The 20,380-nt window shown below is 39.6% G+C and carries 17 protein-coding genes; all 17 read left to right on the top strand.

Features of this window, described 5'->3' with window-relative positions:
• Window positions 1-9: 9 nt before the first annotated feature.
• The 17 genes from C4S54_RS00435 to C4S54_RS00515 all read left to right on the top strand — a co-directional run bounded on the left by C4S54_RS00435 (window position 10) and on the right by C4S54_RS00515 (window position 20,284).
• The gene (locus C4S54_RS00435) at window positions 10-1,614 is read left to right on the top strand and encodes a hypothetical protein (RefSeq protein WP_103867786.1); all 1,605 of its coding nucleotides are present in this window, start codon (window positions 10-12) and stop codon (window positions 1,612-1,614) included.
• Between the two features lie 24 nt (window positions 1,615-1,638).
• Window positions 1,639-4,569 carry an insulinase family protein gene (locus C4S54_RS00440; RefSeq protein WP_103867787.1) on the top strand — a complete coding sequence of 977 codons (2,931 nt, stop codon included), beginning with the start codon at window positions 1,639-1,641 and terminating at the stop codon, window positions 4,567-4,569.
• A gap of 14 nt (window positions 4,570-4,583) precedes the next feature.
• Window positions 4,584-5,609, top strand: a complete 1,026-nt coding sequence (locus C4S54_RS00445) for a DUF4349 domain-containing protein (protein ID WP_103867788.1) — start codon at window positions 4,584-4,586, stop codon at window positions 5,607-5,609.
• Complete coding sequence (gene era, locus C4S54_RS00450; RefSeq protein WP_103867789.1) at window positions 5,593-6,615, top strand: GTPase Era; 1,023 nt, start codon at window positions 5,593-5,595, stop codon at window positions 6,613-6,615. Before C4S54_RS00445 ends, era begins: the two co-directional genes overlap by 17 nt.
• An 8-nt stretch (window positions 6,616-6,623) precedes the next feature.
• Window positions 6,624-7,271 (top strand): DNA repair protein RecO, encoded by a 648-nt coding sequence (gene recO, locus C4S54_RS00455; protein WP_103867790.1) that lies wholly within the window; start codon window positions 6,624-6,626, stop codon window positions 7,269-7,271.
• A 68-nt stretch (window positions 7,272-7,339) separates the two neighbouring features.
• The gene (locus tag C4S54_RS00460; RefSeq protein WP_103867791.1) at window positions 7,340-7,945 is read left to right on the top strand and encodes a hypothetical protein; all 606 of its coding nucleotides are present in this window, start codon (window positions 7,340-7,342) and stop codon (window positions 7,943-7,945) included.
• Between the two features lie 42 nt (window positions 7,946-7,987).
• Complete coding sequence (locus C4S54_RS00465; RefSeq protein ID WP_022773234.1) at window positions 7,988-9,397, top strand: glycine--tRNA ligase; 1,410 nt, start codon at window positions 7,988-7,990, stop codon at window positions 9,395-9,397.
• Between the two features lie 15 nt (window positions 9,398-9,412).
• Window positions 9,413-12,067, top strand: a complete 2,655-nt coding sequence (gene alaS / locus C4S54_RS00470; RefSeq protein WP_103867792.1) for an alanine--tRNA ligase — start codon at window positions 9,413-9,415, stop codon at window positions 12,065-12,067.
• Between the two features lie 128 nt (window positions 12,068-12,195).
• Window positions 12,196-12,372 carry a 30S ribosomal protein S21 gene (rpsU, locus tag C4S54_RS00475; protein WP_013280615.1) on the top strand — a complete coding sequence of 59 codons (177 nt, stop codon included), beginning with the start codon at window positions 12,196-12,198 and terminating at the stop codon, window positions 12,370-12,372.
• Window positions 12,373-12,520: 148 nt separating this feature from the next.
• Window positions 12,521-13,396 (top strand): metallophosphoesterase, encoded by an 876-nt coding sequence (locus C4S54_RS00480; RefSeq protein WP_242973706.1) that lies wholly within the window; start codon window positions 12,521-12,523, stop codon window positions 13,394-13,396.
• A gap of 36 nt (window positions 13,397-13,432) precedes the next feature.
• Window positions 13,433-14,182, top strand: a complete 750-nt coding sequence (locus C4S54_RS00485; protein ID WP_022773226.1) for a segregation and condensation protein A — start codon at window positions 13,433-13,435, stop codon at window positions 14,180-14,182.
• 4 nt (window positions 14,183-14,186) lie between these two features.
• Window positions 14,187-14,756, top strand: coding sequence for an SMC-Scp complex subunit ScpB (scpB, locus tag C4S54_RS00490; protein ID WP_103867793.1), 570 nt, complete (start codon window positions 14,187-14,189; stop codon window positions 14,754-14,756).
• 184 nt (window positions 14,757-14,940) lie between these two features.
• Window positions 14,941-16,371: an acyl-CoA carboxylase subunit beta gene (locus C4S54_RS00495; RefSeq protein WP_022773223.1), complete on the top strand. Its 1,431-nt coding sequence runs from the start codon at window positions 14,941-14,943 to the stop codon at window positions 16,369-16,371.
• A gap of 17 nt (window positions 16,372-16,388) precedes the next feature.
• The gene (locus C4S54_RS00500; protein ID WP_160110643.1) at window positions 16,389-17,261 is read left to right on the top strand and encodes an OadG family transporter subunit; all 873 of its coding nucleotides are present in this window, start codon (window positions 16,389-16,391) and stop codon (window positions 17,259-17,261) included.
• Window positions 17,262-17,273: 12 nt separating this feature from the next.
• The gene (locus C4S54_RS00505; protein WP_022773220.1) at window positions 17,274-17,636 is read left to right on the top strand and encodes a biotin/lipoyl-containing protein; all 363 of its coding nucleotides are present in this window, start codon (window positions 17,274-17,276) and stop codon (window positions 17,634-17,636) included.
• 56 nt (window positions 17,637-17,692) lie between these two features.
• Window positions 17,693-18,835 (top strand): sodium ion-translocating decarboxylase subunit beta, encoded by a 1,143-nt coding sequence (locus tag C4S54_RS00510; RefSeq protein WP_022773219.1) that lies wholly within the window; start codon window positions 17,693-17,695, stop codon window positions 18,833-18,835.
• Between the two features lie 36 nt (window positions 18,836-18,871).
• A complete protein-coding gene (locus tag C4S54_RS00515; protein WP_103867795.1) occupies window positions 18,872-20,284 on the top strand; it encodes an oxaloacetate decarboxylase subunit alpha in 1,413 nt (470 codons plus the stop codon).
• Window positions 20,285-20,380: the final 96 nt, after the last annotated feature.

A 20,380-nucleotide genomic window follows, 5' to 3' on the forward strand; every position in this document is an offset into this window, starting at 1 on the left:
AGTCCTAAAATGAAACTGAAACGTATGTGGCCAGCGTATTGCATCTGGGCTTTGTTTATTATTTTTGATGTGGTGATGGTAGCGAGTTCCAGCTTCTTTTTAGGACTTTTTCCGTCTGATAAAAAAATAATGTATACAGCAGTTCTGACGGTTCTGGGAATTCTTTTGATGTCAGTGCTGATGGTGTTTTTTGGAAAGTTATATGACAGCATTGAAGATGGGGTTGCTTCAAGAGAAAATCTTTTTGACATTCTTTATGGGCTTTTGCTGGGAATCATAGTTGCCAGTGCATTCATTTTAAGGATGAAGGTCTGTGCCAATGGTGCTCTTGAAGTTTCAGGTAAGCTTTCTCTTTATGAAAATGCTGTGATCGGCGGTACAAATGTAACTCCCGAAAATGATCTGTTGTCTATCGTATACACCTTTATTCTCAGAGGTATCCTTTTTCTTACAGGTAATGACATAAACGTTGCGCTGTTCTTTGAGATTGTTTCATTCTGCATTTTTATCCTGTTTTCATCGGCTTCGGTAAAAATGTTATTAGGAAGCCTTCCATCTATTGTTTTTGCTTCCTTTGTTTCATTTATGCCGATATTTGTTGACAGGTTCAGAATACCTTCTCTTGGAACTGACAATCTCTTTTATGCAATGTTCTCTGTAGAACTGTTCTTGATAGCAATGCTTTTGAGAGGAACATACCTTGGACGCTTTGTGTCGAAGGCATGGATCATTTGGTACCTGATTGTTGGTGCTGTAATTGGCTTTATGGGCTATACAGATGCCGGAACGCTCTTTACTGTTGCACCACTTGTTTTTTCCATTCTGTTTATCGCCGGACAGGAGATAAAGAGTGGATTGTTTAAATTAGTATTTGTTTTACTTGGTGGCATATTTAGTTTCTTTGGGATGATCATCCAGGAGCTTGGGCCGGAAAATACGCTTAATACACTAGTGAAATGGGCTACATATTATTTTAAGAATCTTAATACCTTTAGCCTTTTCATGATCTATACGGATTATAAGATAATATATCTTGTTACTGTTATTGCCATGTCTGGTGTTATCATTGGATTTTGGAAAAACAGAAAGATTGACAGAGTTTCTCCATGGCTTTTATCTATGCTTATTATTTATGTGACAGTTCCTTTTATGGGAGCTACACAGATGAATTCTCAGATAATGGTCACTATATTCTACGGCTTCGTACTTGCCTGCGTTGTCAGCCTTATTACAATATCCCCTGAAGATGATGGACTTATTGTGATAGAGGATGAAGAGGATATGGAACAGGAGGAAGAACAGGCAGAGGAAGCTGAAGAAAACGCTGACAATGCTGATGAGGGCAAGGAAGAAATTGAGGATATTGCAAAAGAAATAGTGAATAAAAAAGTTATAACAAAGGAAAAAGAAGTCAAAGAAGAACAACGCTTTGTGCCGGAAGGAATGGTACTTCCTATGGAAACTGAGGCGGATTTAGGTGAAAGAGATGAGGCGCCTAGGATGAAGATGCCTAAATTTGAGGGAACGATCTCCATTGACAGAAAAGAGATCGAACAGGCCCTTAAGGATGATTTTGATATTCCGTTTAAGCCTGGCGATGATTTTGACTTTTAAAATATATTTTTTGAAGGGACAGTTATGAGAATAGAAGATTTGGACGCTTATGAGATAGTTGAAAAGAGAAGAATAGAAGATCTTAACTCTGAAAGCTATCTTCTCAGCCACAAAAAGACAAAGGCAAGAATAGCTCTTTTGTCTAATGATGAAGAGAATAAAGTTTTTTCTATTGGATTTAGGACACCACCAAAGGATTCAACAGGTGTTGCACACATTATAGAGCATACAGTTCTTTGTGGTTCAAAAGAATTCCCTATAAAGGATCCTTTTGTAGAGCTTGTTAAGGGATCACTTAATACATTTTTAAATGCTATGACTTATCCGGATAAGACAGTGTATCCTATTGCCAGCTGCAATGATGCTGACTTTCAGAATCTGATGCACGTTTATCTTGATGCGGTTTTTTATCCCAATATTTATAAGACTGATAAGATCTTTAAGCAGGAAGGCTGGCACTATGAGATGGAGGATGAGTCCTCTGATCTCACAATTAACGGTGTTGTCTATAATGAGATGAAAGGTGCATTTTCTTCTGCAGATGATGTCCTTTCTAGAGAAATTCAGAATTCTCTTTATCCTGACACTACTTATGGTTTTGAGTCAGGTGGAGATCCTGATCACATTTATGAACTCACTTATGAGGATTATCTTGATTTCCACAGGAAATATTATCATCCTTCAAACAGCTATATTTATTTGTATGGAAACATGGATATGGCTGAAAAGCTTGATTATATAGATAAAAACTATCTATCTAAGTTTGATTACCTTAAAGTTGATTCTGAGATTGCTTCGCAGGAAGGATTTTCTGCTCCTAAGGAGGTCAGAAAGCCATATTCAATCCTTGAGTCTGACAGCGAGTCAAAGAATACATATCTTTCTTATAACTGCAGTATAGGTTCAACCTTAGACAGAAAGACATATATTGCGTTTGATATTCTGGATTATGCACTTTGCTCGGCTCCGGGAGCCCCTATAAAGAAGGCTCTTATTGACAAGGGAATCGGACAGGATGTTTACAGTGAGTATGATAATGGAATCAAACAGCCTGTATTTTCAATAATTGCCAAAAATGCTGACAGTTCTCAGAAGGACGAATTTGTAAAAACTATCGTTGAAGTTCTTGAAAAGCAGGTTAAGGATGGAATTGACAAGAAAGCTCTGATGGCTGGACTTAACTATGATGAGTTTAAGTATAGAGAAGCTGATTTTGGAAGATTTCCAAAGGGACTTTTGTATGGCCTTCAGATTTATGACAGCTGGCTCTATGATGATAAGCTGCCATGGATTCACGTTGAAGCAAACAATACCTTTGCTGAACTGAAGAAAGAGGTCGATGGAGACTACTTTGAAAAGCTAATCATAAAGTATCTCCTTGATAATAACCACAAGACAGTTCTGATGCTTGAACCTGAAAAAGGTCTTACTGAGAAAAAAGATGCTGAGCTTTCAAAAAAACTTGCTTCTTACAAGGACTCCTTATCTGCAGATGAGATAAAGAGAATTGTAAAAGAGACTAAAGAGCTCAAGGAATATCAGGAAACACCAGATGATCCTGAGGACCTTAAAAAGATTCCACTTCTTAAGCTTGAAGACCTTAAAAAGGAAGCTGAACAGTTCAAATATGAAGAGCGAGAAATGGATGGTGTTAAGATTCTTTTTCATGACATTTTTACTAATGGAATTGACTATCTGACATTTGTCTTTGATCTTAAAAATATTGATGCAAAGGACCTTCCATATGCTGCGGTGCTAAAAAAAGTGCTTGGTATGATGGATACTCAGCATTATACATATGGAGATCTTTATAATGAGATCAACATACGAACAGGCGGAATCAGCGGATCTATCAGTACTTATACTGATTCTTCTGATGTTAAGAAGTTTGAAACTGCCTTTGAGATCAGCGTGAAGGTGCTTCATGATAATCTTTCATACGCGTTCGAACTGGTAAAAGAAATCCTTACATGTACTAAGTTTGATGATGCAAAGAGATTAAAAGAGATATTTGGTGAGCAGTATGCAAGACTATCATCTGATCTTTCATCTGCAGGTCATCAGACAGCGGCTCTTCGCGCTATGTCTTATGTTTCACCGGCTGCCTTTGTTTCAGATCAGGTAAGTGGTATTGGATACTTCAGAACTCTTGAGGAACTTCTGAAAAAGGTTGAAACAGATGAAGGAGCAAAGGAAATATCTGAGCATCTCTATAGACTTTGCAAGCTTATCTTCAGACCAGAGAACCTTTTTGTTGATATAACCGGAACTGAAAAAGAGTATGAGAATGTTCCAAAGGAGAGCGTTTTGTTCTCTAAATCTCTTTTCACAGAAGAATGCGAGAAGGGCCATTTGGAGATCACAACTAGCAGGAAGAATGAGGCGTTTGTTACTGCAGGACAGGTTCAGTATGTGTGCAGAGCCGGCAATTACGCGAATAAAGGTCTTAAGTACAACGGGGCACTAAGAGTATTGAAGGTAATGATGGGGTATGATTACCTTTGGAAGAATATCAGAGTGCAGGGCGGCGCTTACGGATGCATGAGCAGCTATGCTAAAAACGGCGACAGTGCATTTGTGACTTATAGAGATCCTAATCTCCAGAATAGTATTGATGTATTTGAAAAGGCATCTGATTATCTTAAGAACTTTGAGGCAGATGACAGAGTAATCCTTCAGTATATTATTGGCGCAATCTCTGATCTCGACACACCAAAGACACCTTCAGGCAAGGGGACTTATGGTCTTACTGCTTATATGTGTCACGCTAAAATGGAGAATATTCAGAAAAGTCGTGATGAACTTTTGGGAACGACCAAGGAGACAATCAGAAGTCTTGCTGCGTACGTGGATGCATTTATGGAAGATAACTGCGTTTGCGTTATCGGAACAGCAGATAAGATTGAAGAGAGCAAGAATTTGTTTAATGTTGTGGAGCAGCTTGTAAAGGCTTAAAAGGGGGATTCGTTATGAAAAAGGGTAGCATTAAAGCTTTATTGTTAGGGGTTACAATTGGAGCAACAGTAGGTCTTTGCGCATGCGGAAGCAGCGGATATACAGGCTCTAATTATGCAGAGGAATCTGTAGCCGAGTCTGCGTATGATGCTAAGGGCTACAATGCTTATGAGACAATGGATGCAGAGGCTGTTGAGGCTCCGTGTGAATCTGCTCAGGTTCCGGAAAAGTCAGACAGAAAGCTCATTACAACCGTAAACTTAAGCACTGAAACAGAAGATCTTAATAAGACAATGGCACAGGTCGAGAATAAGACCAAAGAGCTTGGCGGATACATTGAGAATAGCAACATCTATAATGGAAGCACTTATTCCTCATACAAAGAAAGCAGAAGTGCCAGCTACACCATCAGAATTCCTGCTGATAAGCTTGATCTTTTTATAGAATCTGTTGAAGCGGGAACCAACATCACTAATAAGTCAATAAATGTCGATGATGTTACACTTCAGTATGTTGATATAGAAAGCAAGAAAAAAGCATTAAAGACAGAGGAACAAAGACTTTTAGAGATACTTGAAAAAGCTGAGACGGTTGAGGATATCATAAAGGTTGAAGAGAGACTTTCTGATGTAAGGTATGAGCTTGAAAGTATTGAATCACAGCTACGGACCTATGACAACAAGGTCGATTACAGCACAGTTTATATGGATGTCTCAGAAGTTGAGCAGTATACGCCAGCTGAGAAAAAAGGTGTAATCGAGAGAATTGCAGAAGGATTTGTATACAACTTTAAAGAGGTGATCAATGCGCTTGTTGAGCTCTTTATATGGATAGTGATACATATCCCTCAGATAATAATTCTTTTGCTCCTATGCTTTGCAGCTATATTTGGTTGCAGAGCATATGCTTCTTCCAGAAAAAAGAAACGCGAAATGAAAATGAGAGCATATATGCAGGCTCAGGGACAGGTCCAGCCACAGGTTCAGCCTACGGCAGGCCAGGTAAATACGCAAGGAAATGATAATGGAAATAAACAATAGTTTTAAAACAGGCTTTATAACTTTAATTGGTCGCCCAAATGTAGGTAAATCTACACTTATGAACCATCTTATTGGACAAAAGATAGCTATAACATCCAATAAGCCACAGACCACAAGAAACAGGATCATGACTGTTTACACAGACGATGATGCACAGATGATATTTCTTGATACACCTGGCATCAATGAAACCAAGAATGCTCTTGGCGAATATATGTCAAAGGTTGCAAAAAGTGCCATAGAAGAAGTTGATATGGTACTTTGGCTTGTGGAACCAAGTACTTATATCGGTGAAGTTGAGAAATCTATCATTGAAGAACTTAAGACTTTAAAAAAGCCTGTAATTCTTGTTATAAACAAGATTGATACTGTCCCGGCTGAGAAGCTTGAAATCTTTGAAAATGCATATAAAAAAGAAATGGATTTTTCAAAGATAGTACATGTAGCAGCCCTTAAGGGACATAATATTGACGGTGTGATGGATGTCATCAAGGAATTCTTACCTGTGGGACCGCCATTTTATGATGAGGACACAATAACAGATCAGCCTGAACGTGATATTGTAGCTGAAATAATCAGGGAAAAGGCTCTTAGACTTTTAAAGGATGAGGTTCCTCATGGAATAGCAGTTACTATTGAAAGCATGAAGATGCGTGAGAAAAAGGCTGTAGAGGAAAAGAGTAAGAAAAAAAGGCATTATCATCCTCCAAAACAGGCAGCTTTAGACCTTGATGCAATGCTTAAGGATGCAGCTATTGATTCATCGAGCGGAATGATGGATATAGATGCGACCATTATTTGCGAAAAGGATTCTCATAAAGGAATTGTTATTGGTAAAGGTGGAGCAATGCTCAAAAAAATCGGCACTGCAGCCAGAAAAGATATTGAGGATCTTTTGCAGTGTCAGGTCAATCTTCAGATATGGGTTAAAGTCAGAAAAGACTGGAGAGATGACAAGACTCAGATGAAGAGTTTTGGATATGATGTGAATAGCTTTAAAAAGTAAGGATTTTTATGGAAGAACTTGTCTATGTACGTGGAATTATAATAAAGCATTCACCTGTAGGCGATTACGACCTTGTGGCAACTATTTTTACAGCTGAAAGAGGTAAGATAACAGCTTTTGCCAGAAATGCCAGAAAGCCTGGAAACAGGCTTTCCGGTAACGTTGAGCCATTTAGTTTTGGTACATTTAAGCTGTATGAAGGAAGAAATTCCTATACTATTGTTGAGGCAAATATAGAAAACTACTTCGAGGGATTCAGACAGAATTTTGAAAGTGCCTGTTATGGCTCTTATTTTTTGGAAATTGTCAGTTTCTATACGAGAGAAAATAACGAGGATAAAGAACTCCTTAATCTATTGTATGTTTCACTGAAAGCTCTTTTGAAAAACAATATTCCCAACAAGCTTGTAAGATGTGTGTTTGAACTTAGAACATTAAAAACTCAGGGAGAATATCCGGGAATTCCGGAGAATATGAATCTTCTTGATTCCACCAGGTATGCAATGAATTATATTGCGACAAGTAATCTTGAAAAGCTTTATACTTTCACGGTTACGGATGAAGTTCTTTCTGAACTTGAAAGGATATCGAGCCGCTATATCGAAGATAGTATAGACAGACCACTAAAGAGTCTTGAAATGCTTAATATGATATAACAATATGTTCTATTGAAAAAGAAAAACTATTTGGATATAATTACTTTGTTTGTTTTGAGGAAAAATCTATGAACGGGTTTATTATGAAAAGATTTGTCGGAGTTATCAGCGCGTTCATGTTGCTGTCATGTCTGTTTGGATGTGGAAGTGATGAAGGACAGCTTACAACTGTAGCACTAGATAAAAATGGGAAGATCACCAATACAATTTATGAAGACTTTTCAGAAGAGTATTATGATGTCACTGAATTGACTCAGATGACAGAGAATGAGATTTCTACTTTTAATGCAGAAAGACTTACTGAAAAGATCACATTAGATTCAGTTGACAAGATTTCTGATGGTAATGCTGTTAAAATGGTCTTAAAATTTGCAACACCGACAGATTATGCTGAGTTTAATGACACAACTCTTTATTTTGGAACTGTTCAGGATGCGCTGGACAGAGGCTTTACTATATCCCCAGATCTTATTGATGAAAATGGTCTTAAGATAAACTCGGATACTGTAGAAGATAATAAGAACAACCATATTATTATCACAAAAGATAAATCGGTATTTATTACGCCTTACAATATAGTTTATTCCTCAAACGGAGTTTCTTTAAAAGGAAAAAAAGAAGCTGTTTTGTCTTCTTCAACAAGTGAAGAAATACAGCTCATTCTTTCAAAATAATTTTTTTATTAAAATCACTTGCTTGTGATTGATGGGAGGAACATGGAAGCAAAAGCAAAATCAATGGAAAAGATCATAGCACTGGCCAAGGGAAGAGGATTTGTTTACCCTGGTTCTGAGATTTATGGAGGTCTTGCCAATACCTGGGATTACGGTAACCTTGGTGTTGAGCTTAAGAACAACGTAAAAAAGGCATGGTGGCAGAAGTTTGTACAGGAGAACCCTTACAACGTCGGCGTTGATTGTGCGATCTTAATGAATCCTAAGACATGGATTGCATCAGGTCATTTAGGAGGCTTTTCTGATCCTCTTATGGATTGTAAGGAATGCCATGAGAGATTCAGAGCAGACAAGATCATAGAAGATTTTGCTTCTGAGAATGGAATAACTCTTGAGTCTTCAGTTGATGGCTGGAGCCATGAAGAAATGGAAAACTTCATCAAAGAGCACAGCGTTCCATGTCCAACATGTGGCAAGCATAACTTTACAAGCATCAGAGAGTTCAACCTTATGTTCAAGACATTCCAGGGTGTAACAGAAGATGCTAAGGATACAGTTTATCTTCGTCCTGAGACAGCACAGGGTATTTTCGTAAACTTCAAGAATGTTCAGCGTTCTTCACGTAAAAAAGTGCCTTTTGGTATTTGCCAGATCGGTAAGAGTTTCAGAAATGAGATCACACCTGGTAACTTCACTTTCAGAACAAGAGAGTTTGAACAGATGGAGCTTGAGTTCTTCTGCAAGCCTGGTACACAGACAGAATGGTTTGAGTATTGGAGAAAGACATGTTATGAATGGCTTCTTTCTCTTGGTATCGACAAAGAGCACATCAGACTTCGTGACCATGATCCTGAGGAACTTTCATTCTATAGTGATCACACAACTGATATTGAGTATGCATTCCCATTCACAGATTGGGGCGAGCTTTGGGGCATTGCTTCAAGAACAGATTACGACCTTACAAGACATCAGGAGACATCTGGTGAGCCTATGGAATACTTCGATGATGAGACCAATGAGAAGTACATCCCATATGTAGTTGAGCCTTCTCTTGGAGCTGACAGAGTAACACTTGCATTCCTTTGCGAAGCATATGATGAAGAGAATATTGGAACAGAAGAGAAGCCTGATATGCGTACAGTTCTTCACTTCCATCCAGCAATTGCACCTGTTAAGATCGGTGTTCTTCCTCTTTCAAAGAAACTCAATGAGGGTGCTGAGAAGATTTATGCTCAGCTTTCAAAGAAATATAACTGCGAGTTTGATGATCGTGGAAACATCGGTAAGAGATATCGTCGTCAGGATGAGATCGGAACACCATTCTGCATCACATACGATTTTGATTCAGAAGAGGATCACAAGGTTACAGTTAGATTTAGAGACAGCATGGAGCAAGAGCGTATCGCTATCGATGAGCTTGATGCTTACTTCGCTGATAAGTTTACATTTTAAGGAGTTTGTTTGATTATGAAGCAATATACTGCTAACGAGCTTAGAAAAGCTTGGAAAGATTTTTATATTAAAAGAGGCCATGTTGACTGTGGTGCTGTATCTCTTGTTTCTGACGGTTCAACAGGTGTTATGTTCAACGTTGCAGGAATGCAGCCTCTTATGCCTTATCTCTTAGGTAAAAAGCATCCTCTTGGAACAAGACTTTGCAATGTTCAGGGATGTGTTCGTACTAACGATATTGATTCTGTTGGTGATAAGAGCCATGGAACATTCTTTGAGATGATGGGAAGCTGGTCTCTTGGAGACTATTTCAAAAAAGAGCGTTGCCAGTGGAGTTTCGAACTTCTTACTGAGCTCTTTGGCTTTGATGCTGATCATCTTGCAGCTACTGTATTTGCAGGTGATGAGAATGCACCAAGAGATGAAGAAGGTGCTAAATACCGTATTGAGTCAGGTTTCAAGCCTGAGAACATTTATTATCTTCCTGCTGAGGACAACTGGTGGGGACTTGAATATGGTCCATGCGGCCCTGACAGTGAGATGTTCTATGTGAAGGATATTCCTGATTGCGGCCCTAACTGCGGTCCTGGATGTCACTGTGGCAAGTATACTGAGATCGGTAATGATGTTTTCATGCAGTATGAGAAGCACCATGACGGACATCTTACACCACTTGCTCAGAAGAACGTTGATACAGGTTGGGGACTTGAGCGTATTCTTGCTTTCCTTAACGGTACTGATGACGTTTATAAGATCGATCTTCATGCTCCTGTAATTTCTTACATAGAAAAAGAGAGCGGAATTAAATATGACACTGATGAGAAGAGCACAAGATCAATGAGAATCCTCGCTGATCACACACGTACTTCTGTTATGCTCATTGGTGACGAAGCTAAGCTTTTACCTTCTAACACAGGCGCAGGATATATCCTTAGAAGACTTATACGCCGTGCAGTCAGACATGCAAGAGCTCTTGGACTTAAGAAAGATCATATACTTGGAGTAGCTTCAATTTATCTTGATGAGTATTCTGAGAGCTATGAGAATCTTGTAAAGAACCGTAGCTTTGTTCTTCAGGAACTTGGAAGAGAGATCGACCGTTTTGAGTCTACTCTTGAAAACGGTATGAAAGAGTTCAAGAAGATCCTTGATAAGACAGCTTCTGAAGGAAAGAAAGTAATCGAAGGAAAAGATGCATTCTTCCTTTATGATACATTTGGATTTCCTGTAGAGCTTACTGTAGAGCTTGCAGAGGAAGAGGGCTTTACTGTTGATGAAAAGGGCTTTGCCGCTGCAATGGAAGAGCAGAAACAGAAAGCCAGAGACAATCAGAATTTTGCTGCAAACCTTACAACAGGTGCTGGTTTATTCGATGAACTTACAGAGGATGTTAAGTGTGAGTTTGTAGGATATGATTCTCTTTCATGCGAAGGCAGTGTTGTTGCTATGGCTACTGCAGAGGCGCTTACAGACAGCCTTTTGGAGGGACAGCAGGGAACAATCATTACAGATAAGACATCTTTCTATGGCACAATGGGTGGCCAGGTTGGAGATATTGGTGAGATAACAGGAAAAGATGGAGCTAAGTTCAAAGTATCAGAAACTGTTAAAGTTGCTGGTGGAAGAACAGCTCATGTTGGAACTGTTGTAAAGGGAAGCTTTAAGGTATCTGACAAGGTAACTTTGGATGTTGACGCTGAGAACAGAGCTAAAACATGCAGAAACCATTCAGCTACACACCTTCTTCAGAAAGCTCTTCAGGAAGTTCTTGGTGATGGCGTAGAGCAGGCCGGTTCTTACCAGGATCCTGACAAGACAAGATTTGACTTTAGCTATCATCAGGCTATGACTGCTGAAGAAATCAAGAAAGTTGAAGATATAGTAAATGCCAAGATTTTAGAAGCACTTCCTGTTGTTACAAAGGAAATGACTTTGGAAGAAGCCAAGAAGACAGGAGCTATGGCTCTGTTTGGCGAGAAGTATGGCGATACAGTAAGAGTTGTAAATATGGGAGACTTCTCTATTGAACTCTGTGGTGGTACACATGTATCTAATACAAGCCATATCGGTCTTTTCAAGATCGTAGCAGAGAGCGGTGTTGCAGCAGGCGTTCGTCGTATTGAAGCGCTTACTGGAAGCAACGCAAGAGATTACTATCTGAATGTAGAGCAGACACTTAATGCATCAGCTAAGCTTGTTAAGGCAAATGCTTCTGATCTTGCTGAGCATATCAAAAAGCTCCAGGATGAGCTTAAGGCACTTAGAAGTGAGAATGAGTCACTTAAGAGCAAAGAGGCACAGGCTGCACTTGGCGATGTTACAGATCAGGTTAAGGAAGTTGCAGGAGTTAAGCTCCTTGCTACATCTGTTAAGGGTGTAGATATGAACGGACTCCGTGATCTTGGAGATCAGATGAAGACAAAGCTTGGCGAAGGCGTCGTAGTTCTTATTTCTGAAACTGATGGCAAGGTCAACCTTATAACAATGGCTACTGATGAAGCTCTTGCAAAGGGAGCTCATGCAGGCAATCTTATCAAAGCAATTGCTCCAATAGTAGGAGGCGGCGGTGGTGGTCGTCCTAATATGGCTCAGGCAGGTGGTAAGAATCCAGCCGGAATTAATGATGCTCTTGCAGAGGCAGAAAAAGTTCTTGCAGATCAGATAAAATAATTCTTGACGCATATACTTTTTGTGTTATAATTGATAATGTTATGTGAGCTATCATGCTCAGAATAAGCATAATAAATAACCCAATCAGTCATGTACTTGAAGGGACTGAAGGGAGGGTAAGAGTAGAGATGTCAACTGTAGTAGTAAAAGAAAACGAGACTTTGGATAGCGCACTGCGTCGTTTTAAGAGAAGTTGCGCAAAGGCTGGTATCCAGCAGGAGATCCGTAAGAGAGAACACTACGAGAAGCCTAGCGTTAGACGCAAGAAAAAGTCTGAAGCAGCAAGAAAGCGCAAATATAACTAAATCTAATAAAAAGCCTTTGGTTTATGCCAAAGGCTTTTTTGTTGCACAAGGCCGGCAAGCGAATGGATAATATGTTTTTTGACCTTGGGGTTTTATCTATGATAAAATAATCGTCGTATGTCATTTATGCTTAGAAAGAAAAAAGAGTATGGCTATATATTTAGTAATTGCACTTATGGTGCTGATCATAATATGCGTTCTGATTATTTATCATGATACACATAGTTTTGTTGTGAGGAATTATGAGCTAAAGTCTGACAAAGTAAAAGGTAACTTTAAGTTTGTTTTTCTTTCAGACCTTCATGGTTATGTTTTTGGCCAAAATAATGAAAAGCTTATAGCTGCTATAGATGAGATAAATCCTGACGCTGTAATCTGCGGCGGGGATATGTTTACAGCCCATGCCAAAGACGGAAAGATCAAATTCGAGCCCGGATTTGACCTTGTCAAAAATCTTTCCGGCAAGTACAAGGTTTATTATGCAAATGGTAACCACGAATATAAGGTGAAATCTTTTACAAAAGAATTCGGTAATTTCTATGATAGGTATAAGAGCAGACTGAAAAAAGAGGGAGTTGTTTTTTTAGAGAATGACGCTGTTTTGCTGGAAGATAAAAATATCAGGATCACAGGTCTTGACCTGAATCTTGAGTACTTTAGAAAAGTAGTAAAAAGAAAAATGGATCCTTCGCTGATGGTAAGGCTTGTTGGCAATGTTAATGACAAGGAAAAAGAGAAATTCAACCTTTTGATTGCCCATAATCCTCAGTATTTTGAAAATTATGCTTCCTGGGGTGCCGATCTTACAATGTCAGGCCATGTTCATGGCGGAATTGTGAGACTTCCGATACTTGGCGGTGTAATTTCTCCGTCGATAGCTCTTTTTCCAAAGTATGATGGAGGCTTGTATAGAAAGAGCGATAAGACAATGATCCTTGGCAGAGGACTTGGAACTCATACTATACATGTGAGATTTTTTAACCCCGGGGAAGTTTGTGTAGTGAATATAAAAGGCGGGATTTGAGATATTCGGTATGAATTGTTTTTGTGAGGAGATTTTATGTCACTAGAGATTAAGCTTCAGGTCTTTGAGGGGCCAATGGACCTCTTGATGCACCTGATAGATAAAAACCAGATAGATATTTATGATATTCCAATCGTAACCATTACGGAACAGTACATGGAATACATCAATGCGATGCAGAAAGAGGATATGGAAGTTACCAGTGAATTTTTGGTTATGGCTGCAACTCTCATAGATATCAAGTGCAAGATGCTTCTCCCTAAAGAGGTCAATGAGGACGGAGAGGAAGAGGATCCAAGAGCTGAACTTGTTGAAAAGCTTCTTGAGTATAAAATGTACAAATATATGGCCTATGAGCTTAAAGACAGGCAGATGGATGCGGGCTTGTCCTGGTTCAGACATAAGGATATTCCCAAAGAGGTAAAAGAATACGAGGCGCCAATAGACTTTAGCGGCCTTATTGGTGATGCAACGCTCACAAAGCTCAACGAGATTTTCCAGGAACTGCTAAAGAGGCAGGAAGATAAGGTGGATCCGATACGTAGTAAGTTTGGAAATATTGAGAAAGAAACTGTGGATATGGATGCCAAGACACTTTATATCAAGGCATATATCAGAGAGCATAAGAGCTTTAGCTTTAGACAACTCTTGGAAAAACAGCACAGTAAGACAGAGGTTATTGTTACGTTCCTTATAGTTCTTGAGGAAATGAAGCTTGGAGAAATAGAGATACAGCAGGACGGGACCTTTGCAGATATAATAATTACTTCCAGAAAGGCAAGCTGATATTATGACAAAAGAAGAAGGTGCAGGAATAGTAGAAGCTATTCTTTTTACAATGGGTGATTCAGTTGAGATAAATGCTTTGGCTAAGGCTATGGAGACTGAATCAAAAGAGATAAAGAAATATATTGAGTATTTAAAAGAAAAATATGAGAAAAAAGACAGCGGTATAGGTATCATAGAACTTGAGAACGCTGTTCAGCTTTGTACCAAGAAAGAAATGTATGAATATTTGGTCAAAATTGCGAAAACTCCAAAGAAGGCAGTTTTGACTGATTCTCTCATGGAAACACTTTCTATAATCGCATACAAGCAGCCGATTACAAGGCTTGAGGTAGAAAAGATAAGAGGCGTAAACAGTGACCACGCAGTTAACAGACTGGTAGAGTTTGGCCTTGTTCAGGAGCTGGGCAGACTGGATGCACCAGGAAGACCACTACTTTTTGGAACAACAGAAGAGTTCCTGAGAAGCTTCGGTGTAAGAAGTCTTGAAGAGCTTCCGACGATAGGTCCTGTGCAGGTTGAAGAGTTCAAGGCACAGGCTGAAGAAGAAGTAAATGTAAAATTGGATATCTAATTTATTAAAAGATAGGGAAAATACTGAATTTTTATGTATTTTCTCTTTTTTTTGGCTTTTTTTATGATATACTATATTCTGACTTAAGTTGCGGGTTTATGCGATTTGAGATTGTGAAAAAATGCACAATAATCAAATAACATAGTTGCACACATTCACATAAAATTTATTGGAGGTTAAACACATGAGTAGTTCTTCACAAGCGAGTCAAAGAATAAATGCTTTGCTCGACGAAAACAGTTTCGTTGAAATTGGCGGCCTTGTGACAGCCAGAAACACAGATTTCAATCTGAAACAGGAAGAAACACCATCTGATGGAGTAGTTACCGGATATGGTGTTATCGACGGCAATCTTGTATATGTATATAGTCAGGATGCGTCAGTACTTGGCGGATCTATTGGTGAGATGCATGCAAAGAAGATTGTTCGCCTGTATGAGCTGGCAATCAAGACAGGTTCACCTGTGATCGGTCTTATCGATTCAGCTGGACTTCGTCTTCAGGAGGCAACAGATGCACTTAATGCATTTGGAGAAATTTATCTTAAGCAGGTGGAGGCTTCTGGAGTTGTTCCACAGATAACAGCTATCTTCGGCACATGTGGTGGAGGACTTGCACTTATTCCTTCAATCACTGACTTTACATTCATGGAAGCTGATAAGGCTAAACTTTTCGTTAATTCTCCTAACGTACTTGCAGGAAATTACAAAGAGAAATGCGATACATCAGCTGCTAAATGGCAGGCTTCAGAGGTAGGTAATGTTGATGTTGTAACAGATGAGGCATCTATCTACACTCAGATCAGAGAGCTTGTTTCTATCCTTCCTTCAAATAATGAGGACAGCGATTCATATCAGGAATGCACAGATGATCTTAACAGAGCATGCGAGAACCTTGACGGCGCAGCTGCAGATCCTGCACTTGTTGCTGCACAGGTTTCTGATAATGGTCTTTTCTTTGAGACAAAGAGAGATTATGCAAAAGAGATGGTTACTGGATTTATCAGACTTAATGGCGCAACAGTAGGTCTTGTTGGTAACCGTACAGCTATTTTTGATGAAAATGGCAAAGAGGCAGAGAAGTTTGAAGATAAGCTTACTGCACATGCTTGTGAGAAGGCTGCAGATTTTGTTAATTTCTGCGATGCTTTCGATATCCCTGTTCTTACACTTACAAATGCAACAGGCTTTGGCTCATCAAAGTGTGATGAGAGACATGTAGCTAAGGCTGCAGGAAAGCTTGTTTATGCACTTGCAAACGCTACAGTTCCTAAGGTTAACCTTGTAACTGGTAAGGCTTTTGGTAGTGCTTACGTTATCATGAACTCTAAGGCAATCGGTGCAGATGTAACTATCAGCTGGCCTGATACACAGATCGGTACAATGGATGCAAATCTTGCTGCCAAGATCATGTGCGATGGAAAAGATGCTGAGACAGTAGCAAAGGCTGCATCTGATTATGCACAGCTTCAGAACAATGTTAAGAGTGCTGCAGCAAGAGGCTATGTTGATGAGATCATCGAGCCTGCTGATACAAGAAAGTATGTTATTGGCGCATTCGAGATGCTTTTTACAAAGAGAGATGAGCGTCCTGCTAAGAAACACGGCACAGTTTAATGAAGGGAGCACTCAAAATGAAGAGTAAATTTTTGGTTTTGGGAGTTGTTCTTAGCTGCCTTTTGAGTCTGAGTGCTTGTGGACAGGAAACAAAGACAAAGACAATCGATAGCAGCAAGTACCCGGCTGAAATGTTCAACGAGTCTTCTATTGTTTCTTACATGAATAACTTAGAGGATCAGAATTTCGAAGCATGGTACGCGGACGGAATTACTCCTGACAATTTCGAAGAAAAACTTTATGTTGCACTTGCCATGAAGTTTAGAACTGAAACTTCAAATGGAATGGAGAGAACTGTACTTGATGGCGTTGATGAAGATTTTTACAATGCTATAAAGTCTGGTTACACAAGCTGGTATAAAGCCCTCGATGAGATCGGATATACCAGTGATGCAACACTTGCTGATGAGCTTTATATCTCAGATGTTAATTACTACACTAACGATGATGAGCAGCTTGTAATTGATGCTACACTTCAGGGCACAAAACATTCTGCATTGTTCCAGGTATATATGAACAATGAGACAATGGCTACTGACATGGGTATCACAGTTAATAAGTCAAGCGCTGAGAAACTTGAAAATGCCGGTCTTAATACGCTTCTTGGTATGGGAATGGCTTTCACTGTTCTTATAATCATTTCACTTATTATTTCTCTGTTCCCTATCTTTATTGGTGGAACCAAGAAAAAGAAAGTAAATGATAAAGAACTTGCAAAAGAAGCAATGGACAACACAATCAGCCAGATCGAAGAGAAAGAAGATCTTGTTGGTGATGCTGAGCTTGTTGCAGTTATAGCAGCTGCTATTGCAGCTTATGAAGGAAGTGCAAGCACAGATGGCTTCCAGGTTAGATCAATCAGAAAAGTAAATAAAAATTGGAAAAGATAAGGAGTATACACAATGAAGAACTATACAATAACCGTTAACGGAAACGTATATGATGTAACAGTAGAAGAAGGCGCAGGTTCAGGAGCAGCTCCTGTAGCAGCTGCAGCTCCTGCAGTTAAGGCTCCAGCAGCTCCTGCAAAGAAGGCAAGTGCTGGCGCAGGTTCAATCAAGGTTGAAGCTGGTGCAGCAGGAAAAGTACTTAAGATCAATGCAAGCGTTGGCCAGGCTGTAAAGAAGGGTGACACAGTTGTTACTATCGAGTCTATGAAGATGGAGATCCCTATGGTTGCTCCTGCAGATGGAACTGTAGCAAGCGTTGATGTTGCTGCTGGCGATTCTGTTGAGGCTGGAACTGTTCTTGCAACTCTTAACTAATTAAATTGTCAGAGAATATTATTGTTGTTTTATAAAAACAGAAATGAGGATAAAAAATGGATTACGTTGTTAATACATTATCTAATCTCTGGCAGCAAACTGCATTTACAACCATGACTCCTGGTAACTATATCATGGTAGTTGTTGCTCTTGTATTTATGTATCTTGCTATAGCTAAGGGATTTGAGCCTTTACTTTTGGTACCAATTTCATTTGGTATGCTTCTTGTTAATATCTATCCGGATATTATGGCAGAACCTGTAGGCGGAGCAGCCGGCGGACTTTTACATTATTTCTATATCCTGGATGAATATGCAATTCTTCCTTCACTGATATTCCTTGGTGTTGGAGCGATGACAGACTTTGGACCACTTATTGCAAACCCTATCAGCTTCCTTATGGGAGCAGGTGCTCAGTTTGGTATTTTCTCTGCTTATTTCATGGCTATTTTCTTTGGCTTTAATGATCAGCAGGCTGCAGCAGTATCTATTATCGGTGGTGCAGATGGCCCTACTTCAATCTTCCTTGCAAGTAAGCTTCATCAGACTTCAATCTTAGGACCTATTGCCGTTGCTGCTTATTCATACATGGCTTTGGTTCCTATGATCCAGCCACCTATCATGAAGGCTCTTACTACAGATAAAGAGAGAAAGATCAGAATGTCTCAGCTTCGTGAAGTATCTAAGCTTGAGAAGATTCTTTTCCCTATTATCGTTACTATCGTAGTAAGCATGATTCTTCCTACAACAGCACCTCTTATTGGTATGTTGATGCTGGGAAATCTCTTTAGAGAGTCAGGAGTTGTTCGTCAGCTTCAGGAAACAGCTTCTAATGCACTTATGTATATCGTAGTTATCCTTCTTGGTACATCAGTAGGTGCTACAACAAGTGCTGAGGCCTTCCTTAACACAACAACTCTTATCATAGTAGTACTTGGACTTATAGCATTCGCATTTGGTACAGCAGCCGGATGTCTTTTAGGAAAGCTCCTTTGCTTTATTACAAAGGGCAAGATCAATCCTCTTATCGGTTCAGCGGGTGTATCTGCTGTTCCTATGGCTGCACGTGTATCACAGAAGGTTGGTGCAGAGTATGATCCATCAAACTTCCTGCTCATGCATGCTATGGGACCTAACGTAGCCGGTGTTATTGGTACAGCCGTTGTTGCTGGAACATTCATGGCTGTCTTCGGTGTATAAAAAGACTTTTTATAACTTAGAAAGGATGTAATAGATATGGCAGAATTAGAGAGAAAACCAGTTCGTATCAATGAGACTGTTCTGCGTGATGCTCATCAGTCACTTATTGCAACAAGAATGCCTACAGAGGTTATGTTGCCTATCATTGATACAATGGATAAGGTTGGATATAACGCAGTAGAGTGCTGGGGCGGTGCTACATTTGACGCTTGCATGAGATTCCTTAAGGAAGACCCATGGGAGAGACTTAGAAAACTCCGTGAAGGCTTTAAGAACACAAAACTTCAGATGCTTTTAAGAGGACAGAATATCCTTGGTTACAAGCATTATCCAGATGACGTAGTAGAGTATTTCGTACAGAAGTCTATTGCAAACGGTATTGATATCATCAGAATCTTTGACTGTCTTAACGACCTTAGAAACCTTGAGGCTTCAGTTAAGGCTTGTAAGAAAGAGGGCGGTCATGCTCAGATAGCTCTTGCTTACACACTTGGTGATGCTTATACAGAAGAGTACTGGATGAACATTGCAAAAGATATCGAAGCTATGGGTGCAGATTCTATCTGTATCAAGGATATGGCAGGACTTCTTCTTCCTTACGAGGCAGAGAAGCTTGTTAAGGCACTTAAGAGTGCTACAAAACTTCCTATTGACCTTCACACACATTACACTTCAGGTGTTGCCAGCATGACTTACATGAAGGCTGCTGAGGCAGGTGTAGATATTATCGACTGTGCTATTTCTCCATTTGCACTTGGAACATCACAGCCAGCTACAGAAGTTATGGTAGAAGCTTTCAAGGGACAGCCTTTCGAGACTGGTCTTGATCAGAAACTTCTTGCTAAGATTGCAGATCACTTCAGACCATACAGAGAAGAGTGCCTTGCTAGCGGACTTATGGATCCTAAGGTTCTTGGTGTTAATATCAAGACTCTTATGTATCAGGTTCCTGGTGGAATGCTTTCAAACATGGTTTCACAGCTTAAAGAGCAGAACGCAAGCGATAAGTATGATACAGTTCTTGAGGAAATCCCACGTGTTCGTAAGGACTTTGGTGAGCCACCTCTTGTTACACCATCATCACAGATCGTTGGTACTCAGGCCGTTATGAACGTACTTATGGGCGAGAGATACAAGGTTGCTACTGACCAGACTAAGGATCTCCTTGCTGGTGAGTATGGTAAGACTATTAAGCCATTCAACCCAGAAGTTCAGAAGAAGATCATTGGCGACAGAGAGGTTATCACATGCAGACCTGCAGATAAGCTCGAGCCAGGACTTCAGAAGTTTGAGAAAGAAGTTGCACAGTGGAAACAGCAGGATGAGGATACTCTTTCTTATGCATTGTTCCCACAGGTTGCTACAGACTTCTTCAAGTATCGTCTTGCACAGCAGGAAAAAGTTGATGTTACAGCTGCTGATACAAAGAATGGTGCATACCCAGTGTGATCAATCACATATTTTAAAGGGATAAATGAATAAAAAAGATGGAATTTTGTTATATTTACATACAAAATTCCATCTTTTTTAATTTTTTTACATGAT

The organism is Butyrivibrio sp. Su6 (genome assembly GCF_900108105.1).
Classification (GTDB): domain Bacteria; phylum Bacillota; class Clostridia; order Lachnospirales; family Lachnospiraceae; genus Butyrivibrio.